Origin of the sequence: Vibrio qingdaonensis (genome assembly GCF_026191675.1) — a bacterium.
Lineage (GTDB): Bacteria > Pseudomonadota > Gammaproteobacteria > Enterobacterales > Vibrionaceae > Vibrio > Vibrio qingdaonensis.
In genome coordinates this window covers 1-24158 of sequence record NZ_JAKRRY010000035.1, presented here as the reverse complement: position 1 = coordinate 24158, position 24158 = coordinate 1, and the positions used below count along the sequence as shown (strand labels likewise).

At 45.7% G+C, this 24158-nt stretch carries 18 protein-coding genes and 1 pseudogene; 13 read left to right on the top strand and 6 right to left on the bottom strand.

Annotated features, from left to right (window positions below; all coding sequences use genetic code 11):
• Positions 1-31: 31 nt before the first annotated feature.
• Complete coding sequence (locus tag MD535_RS20160; protein WP_265676824.1) at positions 32-1474, bottom strand: sugar porter family MFS transporter; 1443 nt, start codon at positions 1472-1474, stop codon at positions 32-34.
• A gap of 563 nt (positions 1475-2037) precedes the next feature.
• Here MD535_RS20160 and iolE point away from each other — a divergent pair.
• The 7 genes from iolE (at position 2038) to MD535_RS20125 (ending at position 9984) form a co-directional block, all read left to right on the top strand.
• Entirely contained in the window at positions 2038-2931 is an 894-nt protein-coding gene (gene iolE / locus MD535_RS20155) for a myo-inosose-2 dehydratase (RefSeq protein WP_265676823.1), read from the top strand.
• 115 nt (positions 2932-3046) lie between these two features.
• The gene (gene iolD, locus MD535_RS20150; protein WP_265676822.1) at positions 3047-4918 is read left to right on the top strand and encodes a 3D-(3,5/4)-trihydroxycyclohexane-1,2-dione acylhydrolase (decyclizing); all 1872 of its coding nucleotides are present in this window, start codon (positions 3047-3049) and stop codon (positions 4916-4918) included.
• Between the two features lie 78 nt (positions 4919-4996).
• Positions 4997-6172 (top strand): Gfo/Idh/MocA family protein, encoded by a 1176-nt coding sequence (locus MD535_RS20145; protein ID WP_265676821.1) that lies wholly within the window; start codon positions 4997-4999, stop codon positions 6170-6172.
• A 12-nt stretch (positions 6173-6184) separates the two neighbouring features.
• The gene (iolC, locus tag MD535_RS20140; RefSeq protein ID WP_265676820.1) at positions 6185-7171 is read left to right on the top strand and encodes a 5-dehydro-2-deoxygluconokinase; all 987 of its coding nucleotides are present in this window, start codon (positions 6185-6187) and stop codon (positions 7169-7171) included.
• A 180-nt stretch (positions 7172-7351) separates the two neighbouring features.
• Positions 7352-8224 carry a 5-deoxy-glucuronate isomerase gene (locus MD535_RS20135; protein ID WP_265676819.1) on the top strand — a complete coding sequence of 291 codons (873 nt, stop codon included), beginning with the start codon at positions 7352-7354 and terminating at the stop codon, positions 8222-8224.
• Between the two features lie 10 nt (positions 8225-8234).
• Positions 8235-9062 (top strand): class II fructose-bisphosphate aldolase, encoded by an 828-nt coding sequence (locus MD535_RS20130; RefSeq protein ID WP_265676818.1) that lies wholly within the window; start codon positions 8235-8237, stop codon positions 9060-9062.
• 76 nt (positions 9063-9138) lie between these two features.
• On the top strand, positions 9139-9984 hold the full coding sequence (locus tag MD535_RS20125; RefSeq protein WP_265676817.1) for a MurR/RpiR family transcriptional regulator: 846 nt from the start codon (positions 9139-9141) through the stop codon (positions 9982-9984).
• Positions 9985-10087: 103 nt separating this feature from the next.
• Here the strand turns inward: MD535_RS20125 and MD535_RS20120 are convergent, their stop codons facing one another.
• Positions 10088-10915, bottom strand: coding sequence for a sugar phosphate isomerase/epimerase family protein (locus tag MD535_RS20120; protein WP_265676816.1), 828 nt, complete (start codon positions 10913-10915; stop codon positions 10088-10090).
• Positions 10916-11308: 393 nt separating this feature from the next.
• Here MD535_RS20120 and iolG point away from each other — a divergent pair, with 393 nt between their 5' ends.
• Positions 11309-12295 (top strand): inositol 2-dehydrogenase, encoded by a 987-nt coding sequence (gene iolG / locus MD535_RS20115; protein ID WP_265676815.1) that lies wholly within the window; start codon positions 11309-11311, stop codon positions 12293-12295.
• A gap of 3 nt (positions 12296-12298) precedes the next feature.
• On the opposite strand, the gene MD535_RS20110 is transcribed toward iolG, so the two are convergent.
• The 4 genes from MD535_RS20110 to MD535_RS20095 all read right to left on the bottom strand — a co-directional run bounded on the left by MD535_RS20110 (position 12299) and on the right by MD535_RS20095 (position 17192).
• The gene (locus tag MD535_RS20110; protein ID WP_265676814.1) at positions 12299-13153 is read right to left on the bottom strand and encodes a MurR/RpiR family transcriptional regulator; all 855 of its coding nucleotides are present in this window, start codon (positions 13151-13153) and stop codon (positions 12299-12301) included.
• 377 nt (positions 13154-13530) lie between these two features.
• Positions 13531-14547, bottom strand: coding sequence for an ABC transporter permease (locus tag MD535_RS20105; RefSeq protein ID WP_265676813.1), 1017 nt, complete (start codon positions 14545-14547; stop codon positions 13531-13533).
• Between the two features lie 52 nt (positions 14548-14599).
• Entirely contained in the window at positions 14600-16093 is a 1494-nt protein-coding gene (locus MD535_RS20100; protein ID WP_265676812.1) for a sugar ABC transporter ATP-binding protein, read from the bottom strand.
• A gap of 85 nt (positions 16094-16178) precedes the next feature.
• Positions 16179-17192, bottom strand: a complete 1014-nt coding sequence (locus MD535_RS20095) for a sugar ABC transporter substrate-binding protein (protein ID WP_265676811.1) — start codon at positions 17190-17192, stop codon at positions 16179-16181.
• A gap of 683 nt (positions 17193-17875) precedes the next feature.
• Between MD535_RS20095 and MD535_RS20090 the strand changes: the two genes are divergently transcribed.
• From MD535_RS20090 to MD535_RS20070, 5 genes and pseudogenes are all read left to right on the top strand, one after another.
• Positions 17876-19852 (top strand): bifunctional 5-dehydro-2-deoxygluconokinase/5-dehydro-2-deoxyphosphogluconate aldolase, encoded by a 1977-nt coding sequence (locus tag MD535_RS20090; protein ID WP_265676810.1) that lies wholly within the window; start codon positions 17876-17878, stop codon positions 19850-19852.
• A gap of 11 nt (positions 19853-19863) precedes the next feature.
• Positions 19864-21384: a CoA-acylating methylmalonate-semialdehyde dehydrogenase gene (locus MD535_RS20085; protein WP_265676809.1), complete on the top strand. Its 1521-nt coding sequence runs from the start codon at positions 19864-19866 to the stop codon at positions 21382-21384.
• Positions 21385-21667: 283 nt separating this feature from the next.
• The gene (locus MD535_RS20080) at positions 21668-23095 is read left to right on the top strand and encodes a sodium-dependent transporter (RefSeq protein ID WP_265676808.1); all 1428 of its coding nucleotides are present in this window, start codon (positions 21668-21670) and stop codon (positions 23093-23095) included.
• Between the two features lie 377 nt (positions 23096-23472).
• Positions 23473-23850 carry a GFA family protein gene (locus tag MD535_RS26430; protein ID WP_455433337.1) on the top strand — a complete coding sequence of 126 codons (378 nt, stop codon included), beginning with the start codon at positions 23473-23475 and terminating at the stop codon, positions 23848-23850.
• Positions 23851-24006: 156 nt separating this feature from the next.
• A pseudogene (locus tag MD535_RS20070) lies at positions 24007-24158 on the top strand (SAM-dependent methyltransferase); the annotation flags it as partial.

Sequence of the window (24158 nt, the reverse complement as noted above, 5' to 3'; positions counted from 1 at the left end):
AAATAGCCTGTTATTACGATGGTTGTGTGATTTATACAGTTGCTTCAGTTGTCTTAACTGGCGCTTTTTTTCCTAACTTTTTAGCCATGACCTTTTCCATATCTTCAAGGCTAACCCCTTTAGTTTCAGGGACATATTTAACAACAATCACCATACAAATCAGTGACAATGCTGCGAATACCCAGAAAGCAAAGGCGCCATTGAAGTTCTCTTTTAGATACGGGTTTTCATTGAGCATAGGGAAGCTTTGAGTGACGATGAATCCCGTAAACCACTGAGCACCAACCGCGATAGCCATCGCTCGTGAACGAATGCTGTTCGGGAATATTTCAGAAATCATGGTCCAGCATGCGCAGCCCCACGACGTCGCATAAGCCACCACATACAAACACAAGGCAAATAAAGCAGCGTAGCCTTCTGTTCCGGTGTAGAGGACATAGCCCACAATCGTCATGCCCAATGCACAGCCAAGCGTGCCGTATTTCATTAGTGGTAAGCGACCAACTTTATCGATTAAGTACATACCTAGTGCGTTACCAAGAATGAAAACAATGCCGACAAACGTTGTTTGGAATAACGCGTTTTCAGTACCACCCGCGATAGGTTTTAGAATTTCAGGTGTATAGTACATGATGACGTTAATACCAGTCAGTTGTTGCGCGGCGGCAACAAAGGTACCAATGACTAAAATTGAAAATAGAAGCGGTGAGCGTAGGCTGATTTTGCTGTTTTTTGATGCGTTTGCTGGCACTAATGATTTTTGAATATCAAGAATAACACGGTCAGCATGTTCAGGGTTTGATATACGGGAAAGGGTTTCTTTTGCTTTACCAAGTTGGCCCTTCAATACAAGCCAGCGTGGCGATTCTGGAATCATGATCAGTAAGCAACCAAATAATGCTGCAGGCAATACCTCTGATGCCAACATCCAGCGCCAACCGACATCAACCAGCCAAGCTTCAGACATGCCTTTGGCGATTAGGTAGTTAACGTAGAAGACGCCGGTTTGACCAATCACAGCGGATTGTTGGAACATACTGACCGCACGTCCTCGAAAATCTTTAGGCGCGACTTCCGACATATACATTGGAGAAACCACACAAGCGATGCCAACTGCCACGCCGCCCACGATTCTTAATAATACATAGATGGTAAAAGTGGGAGCAATGGCAGAACCAATGGCGGATATAATGAATAGTACCGCTGATAAGAATAATGCGCTTCGACGTCCATATTTAAGAGCAACGGTCCCCGCTGATACCGCGCCAATGATACTGCCCAGAACAACACTTGATACGGCCCAGCCAGTCTGCGCTGGTGTTAAGCCGAAATAATCTCTAATGGGTCCAATAGCACCTGATATTACGGCGGTATCGTAGCCGAGCAAGATCCCTCCTAATGCGGCGATACAACAAATTCTAACGATATAGGCGATATTGTGTTTATGAGACTGTGTCTCAGAGTTAGGTGACATTACATGCTCCTTTGTATGAGACCCGGCACTAACTTAACCATCAAATAAGGCAGTGTGGGCAGCTATCCGATCAACCAATGAATGTAGGGTAAGCGTATCGGATTCAATAAGTCGCCAGCGAATATAATAATAATTGTAAATACGTTTGATAAATATTTTTCATATTGGCGACGAGGTAAATCATAAAGCCTCAGGCTAAATAGGGCTATAAATTAAATGACCCATTGTTTTATAATGTTAAGTCGATCAACATATGGAAAATATTTATCGAATGTCATCATGGTGTTAAGTTATTGATTTAATTCAATATATCCCAAGTGTGATCTGTGCCACTTTTCCCCTTTAGCCCGCGAAAACCCTAGCTTTTTTCAACTTTCATTTAAATTTTCCATTAATTCATTTTGAGTGAAAAATATTTTTCATGATGTGTTTTTTAGATTATATTGGTCCCCAGTGAAGCAAACTGGTGCGGTCAACCTTTCTACCACATACGCATTTGCAGTGATTAGAAAATAACGGACCTCATTACATTTAACTTATAAAAACATTTTTGGAGTACGAACATGAGCAAAGTTCAATATGGAATTAGTCCTTTAACTTGGACAAACGATGATATGCCAGAGCTTGGTGGCGAAATCCCGTTGGAGACATGTTTGAGTGAAATGTCGGAATCTGGTTTTACTGGCACAGAGCTAGGGACAAAATACCCAAGAGAGCCAGAAGTTCTTATTCCACTGCTTAAAAACCACAATTTAGTGCTGGCGTCTGGTTGGTTCAGTGGCAATTTAATGACATTAACCGCCGAAGAAGAAATTGCAGAAATGCAAGGTCACATCCTCCTACTTAAAGCGGCTGGCTGTAAAGCGATGGTTTACGGTGAAGTGAGCAATACGGTTCATGGTGATATTACTAAGCCATTGTCATCTCGCGTTATTTTAACGGATGACGAGTGGAAAACGTACGCGGACAAATTGACAACGGTCGCTGACTACCTATTAAACAAGCACGATATCAAACTGTCTTTCCACCACCACGTGGGCACGATTGTTGAGACAGAAGAAGACATCAACCGCTTGATGGAACTGACGGGTGATTCTGTGTACCTCACTTTGGATACTGGTCACATCACGTACGGTGGTGGTAATCCAGTCAATATTATTGAGCGCTGGGGTCACCGTATTGGTCATATGCACTTTAAAGATCTGCGTATTGAAGTGATGAATGCGGCGCGTGATGCAGACAAATCATTCCTAAATGCAGTGCTTGATGGCGTGTTTACCGTTCCAGGTACCGGCGATGTGAATTATGACGACGTGTTTGCGGCGCTTAAAGCCCGTAACTACGAAGGCTGGTTATTAGTCGAAGCCGAGCAAGATCCGGCTAAAGCACATCCACTAACGTTTGCAAAAACCGCGTACGAGAACATCACAGGCTACGCGAATAAATACGGCTTGTAATAAAAAATGGCTTATTGAAGGGGAACCCAACAATAAGCCAAAAAGTCGACATATATGGAATACGCAATTGGCACGGCAATGTACCAATTGCGTGTAAGAAATATCGAGGAAGAAGATGAAAACTGTACGCCTAACTGTTGCTGAAGCCCTAGCGAAATACCTTGCAGCGCAGAAAATTGTAGTCGATGGAAAAGAAGAGCAACTGTTTGGTGCTGCCTTTGCCATTTTTGGTCACGGCAATGTGACATGTTTTGGTCAGCAGCTTAAGAATATCGAAGAACAAATCCCGACGTGGCGTGGTCAAAACGAGCAATCCATGGCGACCGCGGCCATTGCTTATGCAAAAGCGAATAAACGCCAACGTATTGGCATCGCGACGAGCTCAATTGGACCTGGCGCAACGAACATGGTCACTGCAGCGGGTATTGCTCATACTAACCGCCTGCCTCTCTTACTTATTTCGGGTGATGCTTACGTTAGTCGTCTACCAGACCCTGTGCTTCAGCAACCAGAAAACTTTGAAGATCCATCGGTCACCTCTAACGACGCGTTCAAACCTCTTACTCGTTATTGGGATCGTGTGTTGTCGCCTTCACAGCTGATGCATACGCTACCTCAAGCGCTAGATACCATGCTTGACCCAGCAACTTGTGGTCCAGTTTTCCTTGGCTTGCCTCAAGATGTCCAAGGCTTGGCTTATGATTTCCCGGAAGTCTTTTTTGCTGAAAAATGTCACCGAATCCGTCGCCCTGAGCCGGAAATGATTGTGCTCGAAGAAGCGAAAGCGATTCTAACTCAAGCGAAAAAACCACTGATTATTTCTGGTGGTGGGGTGCATTACTCATTGGCGACCGATGAACTTGCGGCATTTGCTGCTAAGCACAATATTCCAGTGGTGGAAACCATTGCTGGTCGCGCCACTATGCTGCAAGACAACCCGTTGAATGCTGGGCCTATTGGTGTGACAGGTTCTAATTCTGCCAACCACATGGCGAATGAAGCCGACGTGGTGGTTGCCATTGGTACGCGTTTACAAGACTTCACCACTGGTTCTTGGAGCGTATTTAAAAACCCAGATATGCAACTTATTAGCATCAACGTGGCTAAATTTGATGCGATTAAACACCGTTCACACCCAGTGTTGGGTGATGCACAAACCTGTATGAACAAGCTTTCAGGCCTGTTGGCGGACTGGCGCTCAAGTGACGAGTGGGCTGCGAAAGCCAAAGCAGAAGCGGATGAGTGGAAAGCGTTGGTTCACCGACGCACCCACCCACAAGACGGTGAATTACTTGCGGGTACCTCTTCTTATGCTGAGGTAATTGGCAAACTTAATCACAGTATGGAAGAGGGTGACACCGTTCTGACTGCCGCTGGTGGCTTACCCGCTGAGCTCTCGATGAACTGGCAAAACTACCAAATTGGTAAATTTGATATCGACTTTGGTTATTCCTGCATGGGTTACGAAATTGCGGGTGGCTGGGGCGCTAAAATTGCCAACCCTGATAATGATGTCGTGGTTCTTGTCGGTGATGGTTCATACCTAATCCAAAACTCGGACATTTACTCGTCAGTGCTAACTGGGCACAAAATGATTGTCGTAGTGTGTGACAACGGTGGTTTCGCCGTTATCAACAAACTACAAAACAACACGGGCAACGAGTCATTTAATAACTTGCTAGAAGATTGTCGTCGACCAGATGGTGAGTTGGCTCGCGTCGATTTTGCCAAGCACGCTGAAGCACAAGGCGCGATAAGTGAAAAATTAACCTCAATAACTGAATTTGATGCCGCGTTTGCAAGAGCAAAAGAAGCGGACCGCACTTACGTCATTGTTGTTGATATTGACCCGGTTTCTCCAGCTGCTTGGTCTAAGTGTGACTGTTGGTGGGAAGTTGGGCTTCCTGAAGTGACTCGCAATGAAGAGACCGCCAAGAAAGTGGCCGACTGGGAAGAAGGTCGCGTCAGTCAGCGCCGCGGTGTTTAAAAAGAATATTACAAAATCTCAATAACTTAACCACGATACATCCGTGTGATCGGATGTATCAGGTAACGGAGCAAAATTATGTTTAATGAAGAACGTCGCTTTGAACAACCTCTACGCTGGGCAATGATTGGTGGAGGACGTGGTAGTCAGATTGGTTATTCCCACCGCAATGCTGCGCAGCGTGATGGTTTGTTCAAATTAGTCGCTGGAGCGTTTGATCTTGACGCCGATCGCTGCCGTGACTTTGGTACCAACTTGGGCTTAGCTGGCGATCGTTGCTACGCCAACTATAAAGAAATGTTTGCTGCGGAAGCGCAGCGTGAAGATGGCATTCAGGCGGTGTCTATCGCAACACCAAACTCAACGCACTATGAAATCTGCAAAGCGGCTCTAGAAGCCAATCTTCATGTGGTCTGTGAAAAACCGATCACTTTTACTTCAGAAGAAGCAGAAGAGCTAAAAGTCATCGCCGCTCAAAACAACCGTGTCATTGGTGTGATGTACGGCTACAGCGGTTTCCCTATGGTTCAGCAAGCGCGTGAAATGGTACAGCGTGGTGATTTAGGTGACATTCGCGTCATCAACATGCAATTTGCTCACGGGTTTCACAATGAAGAATATGAACTTAACGATCCAGGTTTGAAATGGCGTGTTAGCCCAGAAGTTTCAGGCCCAACTTATGTGTTAGGTGATATTGGCACCCACGCCTTTTACTTGTGTGAAGTGATGACAGGCTTAGAGGTCGACCGTTTGTCTTGCATGCGTCAAAGCTTCATTAAGTCACGCACGCCGTTAGAAGATAACGCGCACGTCATGATGGAATTTAAAGGCGGCGCGGTCGGGACACTTTGGGCATCAGCGGTGAATGCAGGTTCTATGCACCAACAGAAAATCCGAATCGTCGGCTCAAAAGCGTCGATTGAATGGTGGGATGAGCAGCCCAACCAACTTCGCTTAGAAGTCCAAGGTGAGCCATCGCGCATCTTAGAGCGTGGCATGGGTTACTTGCACCAAGATGCACCGGGTGTGGCAGCGAATCGCGTTGGCGGTGGTCATGCAGAAGGCTATTTTGAGTCTTGGGCGAACCTTTATCACCGTTTTGCACTGGCTTTTGATGCCGCTGATCGTGATGACCAAAATGCCTTGTCTGAGATTTGGTTCCCAGGCATTGACGCTGGTATCGAGGGGGTTCGTTTATGCGAGAAGTGTGTGGAGTCTGCAGACCAAAATGCGGCTTGGGTAGAATACAACTAATAGGGAAACACTATGACTAAGATTGCACTCCCTCAGGATCGCAAGCTCGACGCCATCGTGTTAGGTCGCGCTGGGGTTGACCTTTATGCGCGTGAATTTAATACCGACATGGCCGACATTACCGGTTTCAACAAATTTGTGGGCGGATCAGCAGCAAACATTGCGGTGGCGATTAGCCGCTTGGGCGGTAAAACCGGGTTTATTGGCTGTGTTGCCAATGATGCGTTTGGTGGCTACGTCAAAGGCTACATGCAAGAGCAGGGTATTAACCTTGACGGCATGATGACGGATGACTCGGGTTCTCGTACTTCGGTGGCGTTTACTGAAATGAAGCCCAGTGACTGTACGGTTCTTATCTATCGCAACAACGCCTCTGACCTCACTATCAAGCCAGAGCAAGTGAGTGCGGACTATATTGCCAGCTCAAAAACACTGGTGGTAACGGGTACTGCGCTATCTGAAAGCCCAAGCCGAGAAGCCACGCTTATCGCGATGGAACATGCTCGCAGAAGCGGCACGGTGGTGATTCTTGATGTGGATTATCGTCCTTATTCATGGCGCACCGATGTGGATGCGTCGATTTATTACGGCATTGCCGCAGGTCTGTCTGACATCGTGATTGGTAATCGCGAAGAGTTCGACATGATGGAAACCGTCCTTGCTCCAGGTAACAAAGATGATGACCAAACCGCGCAGCGTTTTTTACGTGAAAACACGCAGGTTGTTGTGATCAAAGCGGGCGAGCTGGGCTCTAAAGTGTATTGCAAAGATGGCTATAAATTTGAGCAAGGCATTTTTAGAGTGAAAGCAAACAAACCGTTTGGCTCTGGTGATTCATTTGCAGGTGGACTGATTTGGACCTTGGTGAACGGCGGTGAACTAGAGGACGGTGTTCGTCATGGAACCGCGGCGGCGGCCATTAACGTGAGTGGCACCAGTTGTACAGAAGCCATGCCAACAAAAGAACAGTTGCTCGACTTTGTAGAGAGTAGAGCATAACGCTTTGGGCTTGAACCTTCATTTATCACGAGGGTGTAAGTCAGCCGGGTCGGTATTTTTATAGTAATAAGACACTATGGATTGCAACCATCTCGACCCGGCATTTTTGTCCGTAATGAGTGAAACAATAAAAATTATGTTGAGTGGCGAAGACGACTCAACGATAGAGGAGAAAGAAATATGGGTAAGCATATACCCCCGTTCAACAACCAAAACCAGCCGATTGTCGATGTGAATGATGACGTCACCCCGCTTTGTTATTTTAACCAAGTACGTTTGAGCCAGAGCGAGCAACATATCCATACCGTTGAAGGCTATGAATCTGTGATTGTTCTCGCGGGTGGCACATGTTGTATTACGGTGAGTAATGGCAGCGATGAACCACAGGTGTTTGATAATATTGGTAAACGACGAACCGTTTGGGATGGTGAACCAGAGTCTGTCTATGTTCCTCTGGGCTATACCGCAACTATCGATTGTGTCAGTGAGGACGCGGACGTGATGATTGCAGGCGGTAAATTCGATGCCTCTTTAGAACCGTTTTGTGTACGAGCAGACGAAGTGGAAATGGTTCAGTACGGTTCTGATGACACAAAAACACACCGTAAAATCAAACACGTTTTGGGTCAAAGTAATGCCGATAAACGCGGACGTTTACTCGTAAGCGAGTTGTTTACTGTCGGCGCTGGTGGTTGGTCGGGTTTCCCACCGCATAAACATGACGAAGACCGCATCAAAGAAGATGGCAGCAAAGAAACGCTGTATGAGGAAGTGTACCAATTCCGCTTCAACCCTGACTTTGGTTTTGGCGCTCAGTTCCTTTATGAACATGAAGACGACTTTGGCCCGGTGTACCACGTTCGAACGGGCTCTGTGATTGCGATAGACAAGGGTTATCACCCTAGCGTCGCGGCGCCTGGCTATGAAATGTATTACTTCACTATCATCGTGGGTAAAACCTCGAAGTCTTTAGTTCAACACTTTGACCCTCACCATGAGTATCAGGTTGAGACCATTCCGGGCATCAAGGACATGATAGCCAAGTTTAAATAAGGGGAACGTTATGCTGGTTAATTTAAACGATTTATTGCCTGACGCTGCAGCGTCTAATTACTCGGTACCGTGTTTTAACGTTTTTGGCTTTGAGGATGCGCGCGCCGTTGTGGAAGCGGCGGAAGAAGTGAACAAAGCGGTGATCTTGGCATGTAATAAAGACGTGGTGGATTTTTATGGTGTCGAAACCGCGGCTGCGATGTTTCTGGGTCTCGCGACCAAAAGCACAGTGCCAGTGTGTTTGCATCTAGATCATACTTACGAAGAAGACATCGTGTTTCGAGCGCTAAAAGCGGGTTTTAGTTCTGTTATGTTTGACGGCTCTCAGCTTAGCTTAGAAGAGAATATTGCACGCACTCGTAAGGTCGCGGATGTGGCGCATGCGCTTGGCGCATCGGTAGAGGGTGAAATAGGGTCGGTACCTTATGATGAAGGTAGAGATCATATTAAAACGATTGATACGAGTCCGGAAGACGCCGCGAGATTCGCCCGCGAAAGTGGTGCCGATTGTGTGGCTATCTCTGTAGGAAATATCCACCGTTTGACCGAGCCAACATGCACCATTGATTTTGGTTTGCTTGACCGGATCGCCGCTGAAGTGCCTATTCCATTAGTGATTCATGGAACCAGTGGAATTCGTGATGAAGATATGGAAAAACTCAAGCACAGCAGGGTTTCAAAGTTCAATATCGGTACCTGCTTGAGGCAGGCTCTTGGCAACAATTTACGTGGTTATATGAATGATGAGCCTGAAAAATTTGACCGTATTTACTTCATGCAAAAAGCGATGCCATACGTGAAAGAAGAAGCAATACGAAACTTTGAGCTTTTATCTTAGAATTAATACCCCAGAGTGCTGAGCCTTGGGGTATTATTGATTTTATAACACCAGAAAAACAGGAAAGATGTAGGGTATGGAAGTTGAAACTACGGAAATTCTTCAAGTGCCTGCTGATTTAGATTCGCTAAAAGAGCTGATCGTAAAGCGTTACGACACGCTTAGCCAACGGTTACAACAAGTGGCAGATTATGTGTTGGCTCAACCAATGATGGTCGCCGTTGAAACGATGGCAACGATTGCGGAACAAGCCAATGTCCCGTTATCGACACTCAGTCGATTTTCCAATGCAATGGGCTTTAGCGGTTTTAGCCACATGCAGGCGTTGTTTCGTGATCAGTATCTAAACAGACCTCGTGATTATAAAGACCGAGTGCGCAAGGCAAGAGACCAAGACACATATCGACCTGAATCACCTACCGCGATCTTCAATGACTATTGTGCGGCGAATGTGGATGCGATAGAAAAACTGCAAGTATCAGTCTCGCCTCATAAATTAGAACGTGCTGTCAGCTTAATGGACCAAGCTGAGACCATTTATATCCAAGGGATGCGCCGAGCGTACCCGGTGGCGTTCTATCTTTGGTATGCGTTGATGAAATCGGATAATAACGTGGTTCTGTTAGATGATCACGGTGGCATGCTAACGCCGATGATACGTAACATGAATGAGAAAGATGTGCTCTTTACAGTGACGTTCGCACCGTATGCGATGGAAACGAGTAACGTGATTGAATGCGCGCACGACAGAGGCGTTCCTATTATTGCTATTGCGGATAATCAGATGATGGCGCACGGCAGTAAAATGGACGTATGTTTTGAGGTAGAGGAGGGCGAAGTGATGGGCTTTCGTTCTTTGAGCTCTTCAATGTATCTTGCTCAGACATTAGCCGTTAGCTTAATGTGCCGAGAAATTAAGTAGCGTGAGGGGGACAATATTTCGCTCACCTCAATATGAAAAGCCGATGATTCATCGGCTTTTTTTATGCTTTCAATTTATTGAGGACTGGTCGCACTTTTTCAGATCAGTTAAATAGACGTTTCATGCCGAAAAGCATACTCGTCGCCGTGTCGTAATGGTCGCCTTCCCACAGCTGGTCATTTAAAAATTCCCCAGAGTAGAACCCATCATACCCCGTGCTTTGTATCGCCGCTGTCCATTCTTGTAGAGGGATCTCCCCTTGTCCTATTAGGCAGTTACGCAGTTCTTTTTCATCAACCCAAGGTGCGCCTATATCAGGGCGGTGACCATCCGATATATGGACGTTGTAGATTAGAGATGCGTCAATCTTCGCGATGTCTTCCGGTGTCGCGCCACGACACGCCCAAAAATGCCACGTGTCTAAAACAAAACCAAAATTATCGCGATTTACCGCATCGTGCAGCTGGAAGTAGTGTTTCAATGTTGCAATTGGCGTCCATGCCGCGCCTTCATATTGAAAGCGAATGCCATGTTCTTTACCGATGTCGGCGATGCTCCGAATATTTTGAGCGGTAATTCGGATGTTATCCTCAGTGGATAGTCCAGTAAGCGCTTCGAATGCGTTTAATTGGATGGTTGGTGCGCCAATATCTTTAGCAAACTGACATAGAATTTCGGTGTCTTTGAAAAGCTGCTTTTGCGCAGCGCTGCCTGTGCTCTCGACACTCCCGATAATATCAATAGCGGAAGGAGCGATATTAGCATCTTGTAGGCGAGTTTTTAGCTCTTGGCTAGTGAGGCCAGCGTTGATGTAACGCCATAGTTTCTCTGTGTGAATCTCTAGACCGTCATAGCCGGTCTCTTTGGCTAGACGAATATCGCTGACAATATTGTTGTGCAATGAGCACATTCCATGCAATGCGTAACGCATAAATTATCCTTCTATAGTTATGAGCCGTCATCTTGCTATCCACGTTCGATTTCGTCGGTGGCGTTTAACAGAGTAAACTCTATTTTCAATCGCGTGATAAATATTTTCCAACTCCTTTTTCTCTTTATGTGACTACACATCAGTATTTACATTGATCTAGGCATTGCGTGGGTTTTTTGGTAGGTTTTTAGGGGGTTTTAAGGTAACTTTGTGTGATAATTATTTTTCATCTTGTCGTTGTTGATGCGTACTTTTTGGACTGCGGTTTATTAGTAAGCGTAGGGTTGAAGAGCGAAGACGAGAAATAATAGGCTTCATGGATGCGGTATTCGCATTTATCTTTTTAACGCTTACGTTCAGTAATGACGTACGTGACATGGCAAGGAAATTAGTATGTTTAACATTGCTTTATTTGGTGCGGGCCGTATTGGTAAAGTACACGCCGTCAATATCCATAATCATCCTGACACCAAGCTGTATTCGATAGTAGACCCTTATGTTGAGGGAGCCAATCAACTGGCTCTGCAATATAATGCGAAGATCCAAACAATAGAGGAGGCAATGCTAGACCCAGATGTACATGGGGTGTGCATAGGCTCTGCAACGGATACTCATGCCAATTTTATTGAGCTTGCAGCACAAAATGGTAAAACTATCTTGTGTGAAAAACCGATAGATTTGGAGCTAAGCCGTGTGCGAGATTGTTTGGCAGTGCTGGCGAAAACCCCGGTTTCTATGCTAGTTGGATTCAATCGTCGATTTGATCCGCAATTCAAAAAGCTTAAGTCGCAGTTTGGCGCTGGTGTGATTGGAAAAGCAGAATCATTACTGATTACTTCGCGAGATCCCTCTCCCCCTCCTGCCAACTATGCTAAAGCCTCGGGTGGTATGTTTCGTGATATGAGTATTCATGACCTTGATATGGCTCGTTATATTCTAGGCGAGGATCCTATCGCTATTACCGCTCACGGAAGCTGTATGGTAGACAAAGCAATCGGAGAGGCTGGGGATATTGACACTGCGGTTATTGTCATGAATTTTCCATCAGGTGCTATCGCCACTATTTCAAACAGTCGTCGCTCTGGGTATGGTTATGATCAACGTATGGAACTGCATGGTGAGAAAGGGCTACTACAAGCGGGCAATATGAAAGAAGATCTCGTTCAGCACTGGGGTGAAAGTGGTTGTGTTAGTGCAAAACCACAATACTTCTTTTTAGAGCGATATGAGCAAGCTTACATTGCCGAGTGGGCCCATTTTGTCGATGTTCTAGCAGGAAAAGCAACGCCTATCTGTGATGGCAACGATGGCGAACGAGCCTTGGTACTAGCCGAGGCGGCTTTAGAGTCGATGCAAACAGGTAAAACGGTGCTTCTTTAATTCTTATCGATTTGGCAGCACGTATTCTTCAGGAGTGCTGCCTTGTTTAAATGCGAGCGCGACCGCGATGGACTGCACTAAACACAACGAAGCGGACTGTGAGCGAAAAGCGTCAACCTTCGCCTCTTTCACGACAAAACATACGTCACTGTACTCCGCCAACGGACTGACTAGACTGTCGGTAATCATGATTTGCTTCGCCCCAGCTTTACTTGCTAATTTATTTAGATTGACGGTTTCCTGAGCGTAGGGCGAAAAGCTGATTGAAACCACGGCGTCGTTTGCTCCAACCATACTAAGTTGCTCTTCATACATACCTCCTAATCCATCAATCAGAAATGCTCGGCACTCTAAGTGGCGCAGCGCATAAGTAAAGTAGGAAGCAACACTGAAAGAACGGCGTTGCCCAATGAGATAGATGTTGTCAGCGCTGGCCAAAATGTCGAGTGCTTGCTGAAGCTTTTCGGGCGATGTTTGCTGAGCAAGCTGCAGCATGGCTTGAGAATTTTCGTTAGCAAACTCATGTAAAATGTCCAAGGGTGTTTCTCTAGGGTGATCGTCACTGAGCGCTTTGACTAACTTTGCCCGCTGTGTGTAGCTGGTTGTCTCATCGACCAGGTGTTGACGAAATATTTGTTTCAGTTCATTAAAGCCACTGTAATTAAACGCATTCGCAAAACGGATTAATGTTGATGGGGGAACATCGGCGGCTTTGGCAATAACGGCGACGGTATCGAAGGCAATGCTGTTGGGGTTTTCCAGAACGTAGTGGGCGACTTGCTGCAAGCGTTTGCTTAACTTACTGTGTTGTTGACGAATTTGGCTTTCAAGTTCGCTAAGGTTGCTTGCAGAACCCATAATAAATACCTTTAGAATGTCTACGCCAGACGCAGCTGGCTTGGTGAATGACTATAGTACAGAGCTATTCACCGATGTGAAATAGCGAAAACAGAAATGAAACACTTATTTCACTACTTCATTATTTTTAACTCTAGATTTTGTATTAATTCGGCTTTTTAGCATCAGTCACCTTTCGTCATCGTCATTTTTGGCAACGCCTCCCTTTAGTCACAGTCACCGCTTTAGGTGTCGCGTATTCGTCAACGTGAGCTTGCCATACCGTAATAAAAAAAAGCCACGATAGCAGGACACTTCGTGGCACGGAAAACCTCAGGGGAGGTCCCTACATTCAATCTTCTGTGGTAACGGTGTATCTAGAGTGAGCTGTATGACGGCTATTTGCTTTTCTTCTGGCGCTTCATATCAAAGATAACCGCGACAACAATCACCAAGCCTTTGACGACTTGTTGCCAGTAAGCGGAAACATTGAGTAGGTCGAGACCATTTTGCAGTACACCCATGATCATCGTGCCGACAATCGTGCCTTGAATGGTACCAATTCCGCCAGCGTGCGATACGCCGCCTACCGTTGCTGCCGCAATCGCATCAAGTTCGTACATGTTACCCAATCCAGGTTGCCCGGAGTTAATACGAGCCGTCAGAATTAAGGCTGCAATACCGGCGAGGAAACCTGCATAGACATAGACCAGGATTTTGTATTTGGTCACGTTAATCCCTGACACATAGGCGGCGGTTTCGTTACCACCGATGGCGTAAGCGTATTTGCCAAATCGAGTGTAATTGAGTAACAAATAAGTAAATAGCGCCATGACGAGGAATATCACCACAGGCACTGGAATACCCGCAATGCTACCTTGACCTATCCATTGGTAGGAATCGATTAGGCTACTGATAGGGCGACCGTCTGAATATAAAAGCGCAGCGCCACGAGCGATGATCATCATGCCTAAGGTAGCAATAAATGGTGGGATGCCCGTGTAAGCGATCAGTGCTCCGTTAATTAAGCCACAAAAAGCCCCCACACCGAGCGCGACCAAAATAGGCACAATAACCGGCAGTTCAGGCAAGTTTGGGTACATTCTCATGCCCCAGTCGAGGGTTTGCGCGGTACTGGCTGATACCACGGCTGCTACCGCTAACACCGAACCTGAAGATAAGTCTATCCCGCGGGTGATGATGATGATGGTGACGCCTAACGCAAGTAGACCGATACTGGCCATCTGTGTCATTACATTGAGTAAGTTAGCGACGGTGAGAAAAACCGGAGATAAAATGCTCATGACCACGCACATGGCGACAAAGACGACATAGATGGCGTATTTGGAAATAAAACGAGTTTTGTTGCCAGTTTTCGGTTGATCCGACGTGGCTTGAAGAAGTTTAGCTATCATAACTACTTTCCTTGATAGGTTGGGCTAGCTTGCGGTGCCAATTAAACACGTATTAATTGAACGCTAATGACATGACTTGTTGCTGAGAGGCCTCGTGACCGTCCAGTTCGCCTTTGAATTGACCATCATGCATAACAAGAATTCGGTCACTCATACCAATGACCTCGGGTAATTCTGATGAGATCATGACCAGGCTTTTCCCCATGCCTGTGAGCAGACGCATCAGTTTGTAGATCTCGGATTTTGCACCAACGTCGATACCTCGTGTTGGCTCGTCGAGAAACAGAATGTCTGGCTTGGTTAGCATCCAACGAGCCAGCAATACTTTTTGTTGGTTGCCACCGCTTAAATTATCAATGGCTTCAGACATGCCAGGGGTTTTCACTTTGAGTGACGAGCATTGCGTTGAGCAGTCTTTCTGCATTTTTCTGACATCAAGTAAATTACTGACCTTATGGCGGTAAGCGTCAAGGTGGGCAATGGAGGTATTAGCAAAAATATCCAACATCAAATACAGACCAGAATGGCGGCGATCCTCGGTAAGAAAGGCCATCTTGTGGTTGATGGCGTCGGTAGGGGTTTTGATTTCAACGTTGTCACCGTTGATCCAAATTTCGCCTACGTCTTTTTTTCTCACTCCAAACAGCGTTTCAATCAGTTCGGTGCGACCAGAGCCCACCAGTCCGGCTATTCCAAGGATCTCGCCTTCATGAAGCTTGAAGCTGATATCACTGAACTGACCCTCAACAGAGAGGTTTCGTACGTCTAATCTCACTTTGCCTGGTTTAGCCGTGATTGGCGGATAAACGTCACCAAGATCGCGTCCTACCATCATGTGAACGAGTTCGTCGTTGTTAGTGGAAGCCGCTTCACGTTCACCAATGAAATTGCCATCTCGAAAGACGGTGATGTCATCACAAATACGGAAAATCTCATCCATTTTGTGGCTGATATACACCACTGCGACGCCTTGGGATTTGAGTAATTCAATGATCTCGAACAGATGGTCAACTTCTTTGCCCGTTAAAGCAGAAGTGGGTTCATCCATAATGATGATCTTAGAGTGATAGGAAATCGCTTTTGAAATCTCGATCATTTGCATGGTGGCAACGGTAAGTTCACTCATGGGCGTGCGAGGGTCTAAGTGTAAATCCAGCTTTTCCAATAACGTGGTGGTATCACGGTACATCTTGCTATGGTCGATGAGATTGAAAGGCCCCTTAGTGGGCTCTCTACCCAACCAAATGTTTTCAGCAATGCTGCGGTGAAGAATAGGGGACAGTTCCTGGTGAATCATCGAAATTCCAGACTCAAGCGCATCTTTAGCGCCGGTGAAGTTGACGGGAGTTCCTTGATAGCGAATGGTGCCATCGTCTCGTTGATATATCCCAAAAAGCACTTTCATTAGGGTGGATTTTCCGGCACCATTTTCGCCCATTAAGGCCATGACGCGCCCCTTTCTTAATGTCAGTTGCACATTATCGAGGGCTTTAACTCCAGGGAAGGATTTAGAAATACCACGCATTTCCAAGAGGGCTTGACTCATAATTACAGCTCCGTTTGAAATGTTCTATGCGCCGGTTCTACTTGAACGGTAAGACAGCACATAGAACATATGAGTAAAGGTGACGTTAACCTTGTTTAGCTTTGAACTCAGCAAGGTTGTCTTTGGTGACAAGCTCGGCAGGTATCCATGTGATTTTTTCACGCGGTTGTTTTTTGATGCCATTGAGTGCTGCGTCGATCGCGCCGCGAGCCTGACCACCGCCGTCTTGGAACACGGTGGCATCCAGTGCGCCGCTTTCAATCGCCATTAATCCATCTGGCGTTGCATCCACGCCAACCACAATGGTGTCATCAAGTTTGCCTGCGGCACGCAGTGCCTGAATAGCACCCAGCGCCATGTCGTCGTTATTGGCAATGATGACATCAAGTTTGTCGCCCGAATTGATCCAGTTTTCCATCACGACCATGGCTTGCGAGCGCTGCCATAACGCGGTTTGCTTACGAATGATGTTGAAGTCAGGTTTGTCTTGGAAATAATCTTCGACACCTTCAGTTCGAAGGATCGCGGCTTCAATGGTCATCATGCCCATCAAAATACCGATGTTGCCACCATCACTTTTATTGGCGACGTACTTCGCTTGTTCTTTACCAAATTGCAGCTCTTCAGAGCCGACGTAAGCCACTCCTTCTGGAAGGTAAGAAGGGCGTCGGTTGAGATAAACCAATTCGATCCCTGCATCCAATATTTTGTCTGTCATCGGTTGCGTTGCATCGGTATTTACCGGCACCAAAATAATGCCGTCGACTTGTTGGATGATGAAGTTTTGTACCTGACCGAGCTGCTTAACCGTATCTTCTTTAGCATCGACAAAGATGAGTTCAATATTGTCTTGCTTCTCTGCATAGGCGGTCATTGAGTCTTTCATATTGACTAAGAAAGTATCGTCAAAGTTAGGAATGGCGACGCCAATTGTCACAACATCGCTTTTGCTCTCTTCTCCGCCACACGCGACAAGGCTCATTAAACCAATAGCAACGAGACCCGTTTTTACCACTCGTTTAGTGGTCTCTTGATAGCAAGCAATCTTATGCGAGAAGCGGGTTACACATTGAAAAAGAGTGTTCATTTTTGATGACATTGACTGTCTCCTTGTTGTTATCACTTTTACTGCCTATCACGGGACGTTTCACAATGTAATGTCGACGATTAATGAATAGGCATTATAAATTGGGTCTTTTTATTCCATTAAAGGGTGATATTTATTGTGTATTTTAAATGATAAATATTTTTCATTTGTTTCGCTGATAACTATATAGATAGAAAATTATTTTTGCCATTAGATAGTGAGCACAATTGTTATAATTGTTACATAGATCTTGTAGGTGTTAATTTTTGTGATATGTCGCAGTTTTATAACTTGATGATAAATAAAGGTAAAACATCAAGGTTGTTTCTGTTTTTATCTCTAAGTTATTGATTTAGATTGGCTAAAGAATTTGGGTTACAAAAATAATTCGATGAAAAAAGAGTTGGAAAATTTTTTCTATTTTTTCATTTTTTAGCGTAAGACTAAAGTCTAATAACAAGCCGATAATGTAACCGTGATCACTCATTTGGATTAAATATTTCGTTTTACTTTGATTTTAGAATGTACATTTCATATAAAGAGTAAAACAGAATGATCGTTCTCTTCATTAACCTAATTTCATTTTGTTTGATTGATCATCTTTTCAGTTGGTAAAACAGCACACACTGTTGTTGCTATTGGAACCGCTAAAGCGCAGTGAGTGAAATGAACGCTTAGTCGTAGGGAATAGAAATATGAAGTTGGAAGATAAAACGCTGGATTTAATTTGTTTGGGTAGAGTCGCGGTTGATCTGTATGGGGAGCAAATAGGCTCGCCGTTAGAATCAATGAGTACATTTGCAAAATACTTAGGTGGTTCGTCTGGCAACGTTGCGTTTGGCACGGCTAGGCAAGGGCTAAAGTCTTCCATGCTCGCTCGAGTGGGTGATGAACATATGGGACGATTTGTACGCCAAGAATTGCAATCTGTCGGCGTTGATACAAGCCACCTAATTACTGATAAAGAGCGGTTAACGGCATTAGTGTTGCTGGGGATTAAGGACGAAGAGACGTTTCCGTTGGTGTTTTATCGAGATAACTGTGCAGATATGGCGATCAGTGTGGACGATATTTCTGAATCCTATATTGCCTCGGCACGATGTTTAGCCATTACCGGGACACATTTATCCCACCCACGAACGCGTGATGCGGTACTGCTGGCCTTAAGCTATGCGAAAAAACATGATGTTAAGACAGTGCTCGATATTGATTATCGTCCGGTATTATGGGGTTTAACCGCATTAGGCGACGGAGAAACGCGCTTTATTGGATCCGATGAAGTAACACAACAGTTGCAGCACGTGCTGGGTCTTTTCGATGTGATTGTTGGTACGGAAGAAGAGTTTCATATCGCGGGCGGATCAACGGACACGGTGGAGGCGCTGCGTACAGTGCGGCGTGTGAGTCAGGCTGATCTTGTATGTAAACGAGGTGCATTAGGATGCTCTGTGTTTACAAACGAAATACCTGAGTGCCTTGATGACGGTATCACGATTGAAGGGGTGCGTGTTGATGTCCTTAACGTTTTAGGCGCAGGCGACGCGTTTATGTCCGGGCTGCTGCGTGGTTATCTCAATAATGAAGGCTGGGAGCACGCTTGTCGTTATGCCAACGCCTGTGGCGCTTTGGTGGTATCTCGACATGGTTGCGCGCCAGCGATGCCAACGAAAGAGGAGCTCGACAACTACTTACTCAGGGCATCAAGCGTACCGCGTCCTGATCAAGACCAGCATTTAAACCACTTACATCGTGTCACGACTCGAAAAAAACACTGGGACGATTTATGTGTTCTGGCTTTTGATCATCGCAGTCAATTTGAACAAATGGTTCTAGATACGGGGGCAGATCGGTCTCAAATCGCCCCGCTAAAAGCGTTGATCTACCGTGCGTCACAAGAGGTCTCTGCTGAGGAAGGGCTAGCCGAGCAGTCGGGTGTGCTTTGCGACAGCCGATTCGGTCAATCGGTTCTGAATGCGGCGACAGGAACAGGGGTGTGGATAGGTCGGCCCATTGAACTTCCGGGCTCTCGACCGCTGCAACTTGAGCATGGGAATATTGGTTCACAACTCCTTTCATGGCCCTTGGAACATGTGGTGAAATGCCTGGTCTTTTGTCATCCAGATGACGAGCCGACGCTTCGTCATGCACAGGAAAAGACGGTTAAAGAGGTGTACCAAGCTTGCTGTCAGTCTGGGCATGAACTGCTTCTTGAAGTTATCTTACCGAAAGGCTGTGAAGCAAATGATGGGTTTTATGTTGCGTTATTGCAGCAATTCTATGCAATCGATGTCAAACCCGATTGGTGGAAATTGCCACCATTGTCACCTTCTTCGTGGCGTTACGTAGAACGAATCGTCCATGAAAATGATCCTTATTGTCGAGGAGTGTTGATTCTCGGTTTAGATGCGCCGATCGATGAGGTAAAAGCGGGTTTTAACGCAGCGGCAGATTGCTCGCTTGTTAAAGGTTTTGCAGTGGGGCGCACTCTCTTTGGTCCACCGTCTAGCTTATGGTTGTCGAATGAGATAGGGGATGATGAGTTCGTCGCTCAAGTAAAAACCAACTACCAACGATTAATTACTGCATGGCGTGAGCGCCAATTGAACGAGCCGAATTCAAATTCAGTGCAGAGCCTTTTACAAACAGAATCCACTACATTGGTATCAAATTAAGGAACGCAGTTATGGAAACCGTATTTAACTTTATTAATGGTGCAGTTCATGATGCTGTTGGTGAACCGCAGTCTAACCGTATCTCTCCCATTTTTGACCCCGCGACAGGGCAGCAGACTAAGCAGGTTAGACTGAGCGATGAGGCGCAAACCCAACACGCGATTGCAGCCGCTCAACATGCTTATGCCGACTGGGCGAAAACCTCGCCACTAAAACGGGCCCGAGTATTATTTGCCTTTAAAGCGTTAGTGGAAGAGAACCTAGAGCGCTTGGCTCGTTTGATTTCTAGTGAACATGGAAAGGTGTATTCGGATGCCATTGGAGAGCTAGCGCGTGGGCTTGAAGTGGTGGAGTTTGCATGTGGCATTCCGCATTTACAAAAAGGCGAACACTCTTCTAATGTGGGGACAGGGGTGGATAGCCACTCACTCATGCAACCTTTAGGGGTTTGCGTTGGTATTACCCCGTTTAATTTCCCGGCAATGGTTCCAATGTGGATGTTTCCGATTGCGTTGGCGACGGGTAACACGTTTGTATTAAAACCGTCAGAGAAGGATCCTTCTCTGGCAGTCGAGCTAGCGCTCTTGCTTAAGCAAGCGGGTTTACCTGACGGTGTATTCAACGTGGTTCAAGGGGACAAGGAAGCAGTGGATGTTCTGCTGACGGATGAACGTGTTCAAGCGGTGAGTTTTGTTGGCTCAACGCCCATAGCAGAATACATTTATGCAACGGCTTCTGCGCACGGCAAACGATGCCAAGCATTAGGCGGTGCTAAGAATCATTGCTTAGTGATGCCCGATGCGGATTTAGATATGGCCTCTAATGCCATTATGGGCGCGGCTTACGGCGCGGCGGGAGAACGGTGTATGGCGTTATCGGTGGTGGTCGCGGTGGGAGATGAAACCGCGGATCGCTTAATTGATAAATTACGAACCCAAATAGCAACGATGCAAGTGGGTCCGGGTATTGTTGAAGGTAAAGAAAATGACATGGGGCCGGTGATTTCTGCGCCGCATAAACAAAAGATTTGTGACCTTGTCACAAATGGGGTTGAGCAAGGCGCGTCTTTGTTGGTTGATGGGAGAGATTTGACAATCTCAGGCTACGAGCAAGGTTATTTTGTGGGACCGACATTGTTTGATCATGTCACGCCAGAGATGACCATTTACCAAGAAGAAATCTTTGGTCCGGTACTCGCCATCGTCCGTGTGCCCAATTACGCCACCGGACTGGAATTGATTAATCAGCATGAGTACGGTAACGGCACGGCGATTTTTACTCGCGACGGTGAAACCGCTCGTCAGTTTGAAGAAGAAGTGCTTGCCGGGATGGTTGGCGTGAATGTGCCACTGCCAGTACCCATGGCGTTTCACAGTTTTGGCGGATGGAAGCGCTCTATCTTTGGACCATTAAATATGCACGGTGGCGACGGTGTTCGTTTTTATACACGCATGAAAACTGTGACAAGCCGATGGCCTGCCAGCGTGCGTTTGGAAGAGCATGCTAGTCGCTTCAATTTTCCTACGATGTAACGTTAAATTGGTCGTTATCAAGCAGTCGCTCCGGCGACTGCTTTTTTTTGAGCCGCAGTTGCCGTTTTCCGAGCGATGAAAATATCTTGGCATTGGATGAGTGCGCCCCTTTCGCACTTTTTGATGTTAATACCGTAATTCTACGGTTTCGTTTGCCACTCTCTCCTCCTACTATACGCAGCGCTTTTTCTAGTGACGCGTGATCACACAACGCGTCGCTTTCATTACTGCTCAGAAACACAATCAAATTCATCTATTTTTTAACATTACTTTCGGAGATGTTGTGGCAAGTCACCTTTCACAATCAAGAGATACATGGGGATCAAAGCTTGGCTTTGTTATGGCCGCCGCCGGTTCCGCGGTCGGACTTGGGAATATTTGGAAATTCCCGTATACCGCTGGTGAAAGTGGGGGTGGGGCGTTTGTTCTTATCTACTTAGCTTTTGTTATTTTCATCGGATTTAGCGTGATGTTGACGGAATTTGCTATTGGTCGACATACCCAAAAGTCAGCCGTTGGTGCATTCAAAACAACGGATCGACGTTGGACATTTACTGGTGTCATTAGCGTGGTGAGTGGTTTGTTGATCATGGGCTTCTACCCTGTGGTAGGGGGGTGGTCTATCGCTTACGTCTACAAAGTCGCAACGGGGCTGCTTAACACTCCAGAGTTAATCAGTGACAGCTTTAGCGGTTTTATTTCAACACCACTAGAACCATTAATGTGGATGGGTGCTTATCTCATATTGAACGTTCTCATTGTCATGAAGGGTATTTCTGGTGGCATTGAAAAAGCCGGTAAAATCTTAATGCCCATGCTGTTTATCATCTTGATTGTAGTCTCAGTAAAGGGATTATCTTTACCTGGATCAAGTGCGGGACTGGAGTTTTTATTTAGCCCAGACTTTTCAAAAGTAGACAGCAACGTTGTATTAGCGGCACTTGGTCAAGCGTTCTTCTCTTTGAGCTTAGCCACAGGCTGTATGGTGACGTACGGTAGCTATCTAAAGAAAAAAGAAAACCTAGTACAAACAACCGCGATGGTGGTAGCAATGGACAGTGGGGTTGCATTGTTGGCTGGTATTGCTATGTTCCCAGCGATGTTCGCATTTGGTATGGAGCCTGCGGCTGGTCCGGGGTTAGTCTTTGTTGTGGTACCGCAGCTGTTCGCAGAAATGGGCGGTGTAATAGGTTTGCTATTTGCGTTACTTTTCTTTGTAGGCCTTAGTGTGGCAGCGCTGACTTCTTCAGTATCATTATTAGAAGTGGCGGTATCATACTTGATTGACGAAAAAAACATGACACGCGCAAAGGCAGTGCTTGTCTCTAGTATAACAATGATTAGTATGTGTACGTTGTCATCATTATCGCTAGGTGGCATTGGTCCCACGCTGTTCGATACTGGTGTTTTTGATATTTTTGACTTACTTACCGACAAGATTTTCTTAGCGGTATGCGGTATGTTTATTTGTATCTTTGCCGGTTGGAGATTGGATAAAAAAGATTTAGAAAATGAAATCACCAATAATGGTGAAGTGTCATTTCCTCTGTTTCATGTTTGGTACGGTTTGGTGAAATACGTTATTCCTTTCGCCATCGCGATAGTCGCCTTTATGGGTGTGAAAGCAGGCTTTGAAAGCGGGAAAGGCGAAATAATGCTACTTGGTATCGCATTCATCGCATTCACAGTTGTGGTTTCTAAACGATTTTAATCGGCATATTCAACATGAAAACTAGGCTCTGGAATAGAGCCTAGTTTTTGATATCTTGTTATCACTCACTGACTTCAGTCCTATCCCTCCACTATCAATCCTTTTTTGCCGACTAGACGGCAGGTTCGTCAACCCTCATCACTGTACGCAATACTGTTTTTATACACAGTTCTTTTGATTTGGATACAAAAGCCGAACTTATACGGAAAAACTCAAGCTTTTGTGATGAGCAACAAGTTTAGTAATCACTAGCTGGCTGATTTTAAAGCAGTAATGCTCTAACATAGAATAATTCTATGATAATAGAAGGCGGTAGCGTGCGAGAAAGTACGGAATAAGTCCGTCTATAAAGCGTTAGGTACTCAGAGGGAATTAAATTGAAAACTCATTTTGGCTCTTGCCATTGCGGGCGTGTACGGTTTGAGTTTCAAACTGATATAGACCATGTTCGTCAATGCAACTGCTCTATTTGTTCAATTAGAGGGACGCTCAATTTTAGGGTGCCTGATGATTCTTTTAAGATGTCCTCATCGCCAGAGCTACTAGCTGAATATAAATGGGGTAGTGGCACGGCTACAGATTATTTCTGCCTAAAGTGTGGAGTTATGACTTTTCGTAAGCCTAGCCAATTAACATCGCATGAAATCGCAGCGGGTAAGGCTTCATTCCAAGGTTGGGCGATTAATTTGAGGTGTGTAGAGGAAGTTGACCTTTCCACTTTGCCAATCGTTCATATTGATGGTGCTTCATTGTGAGGACGCACCTAACAAACGCTTCAAGTGGATTCGTAACGCTTGGCACTTTTGGCGTCAATTCTAGCTTTAGTGCTTACGGTGGTAATTTCAGCTTCGGTGGTGCGTCACTCACAACTTAAGCGGGCGTTATGTACTTTTACGGTAAATCAAAAGCTTATGGATAAAAATACTGAAATTTGGCGCCAGTACTACGATAAGGCACTGTCTCGCCCACACTCAAAACGTACTGAATTTGCAGTGCGACTCAATGAATCAAACCTCAAAGTAGCTACTGACTGTGGTTGTGGAACAGGTAGTGATATCGAATA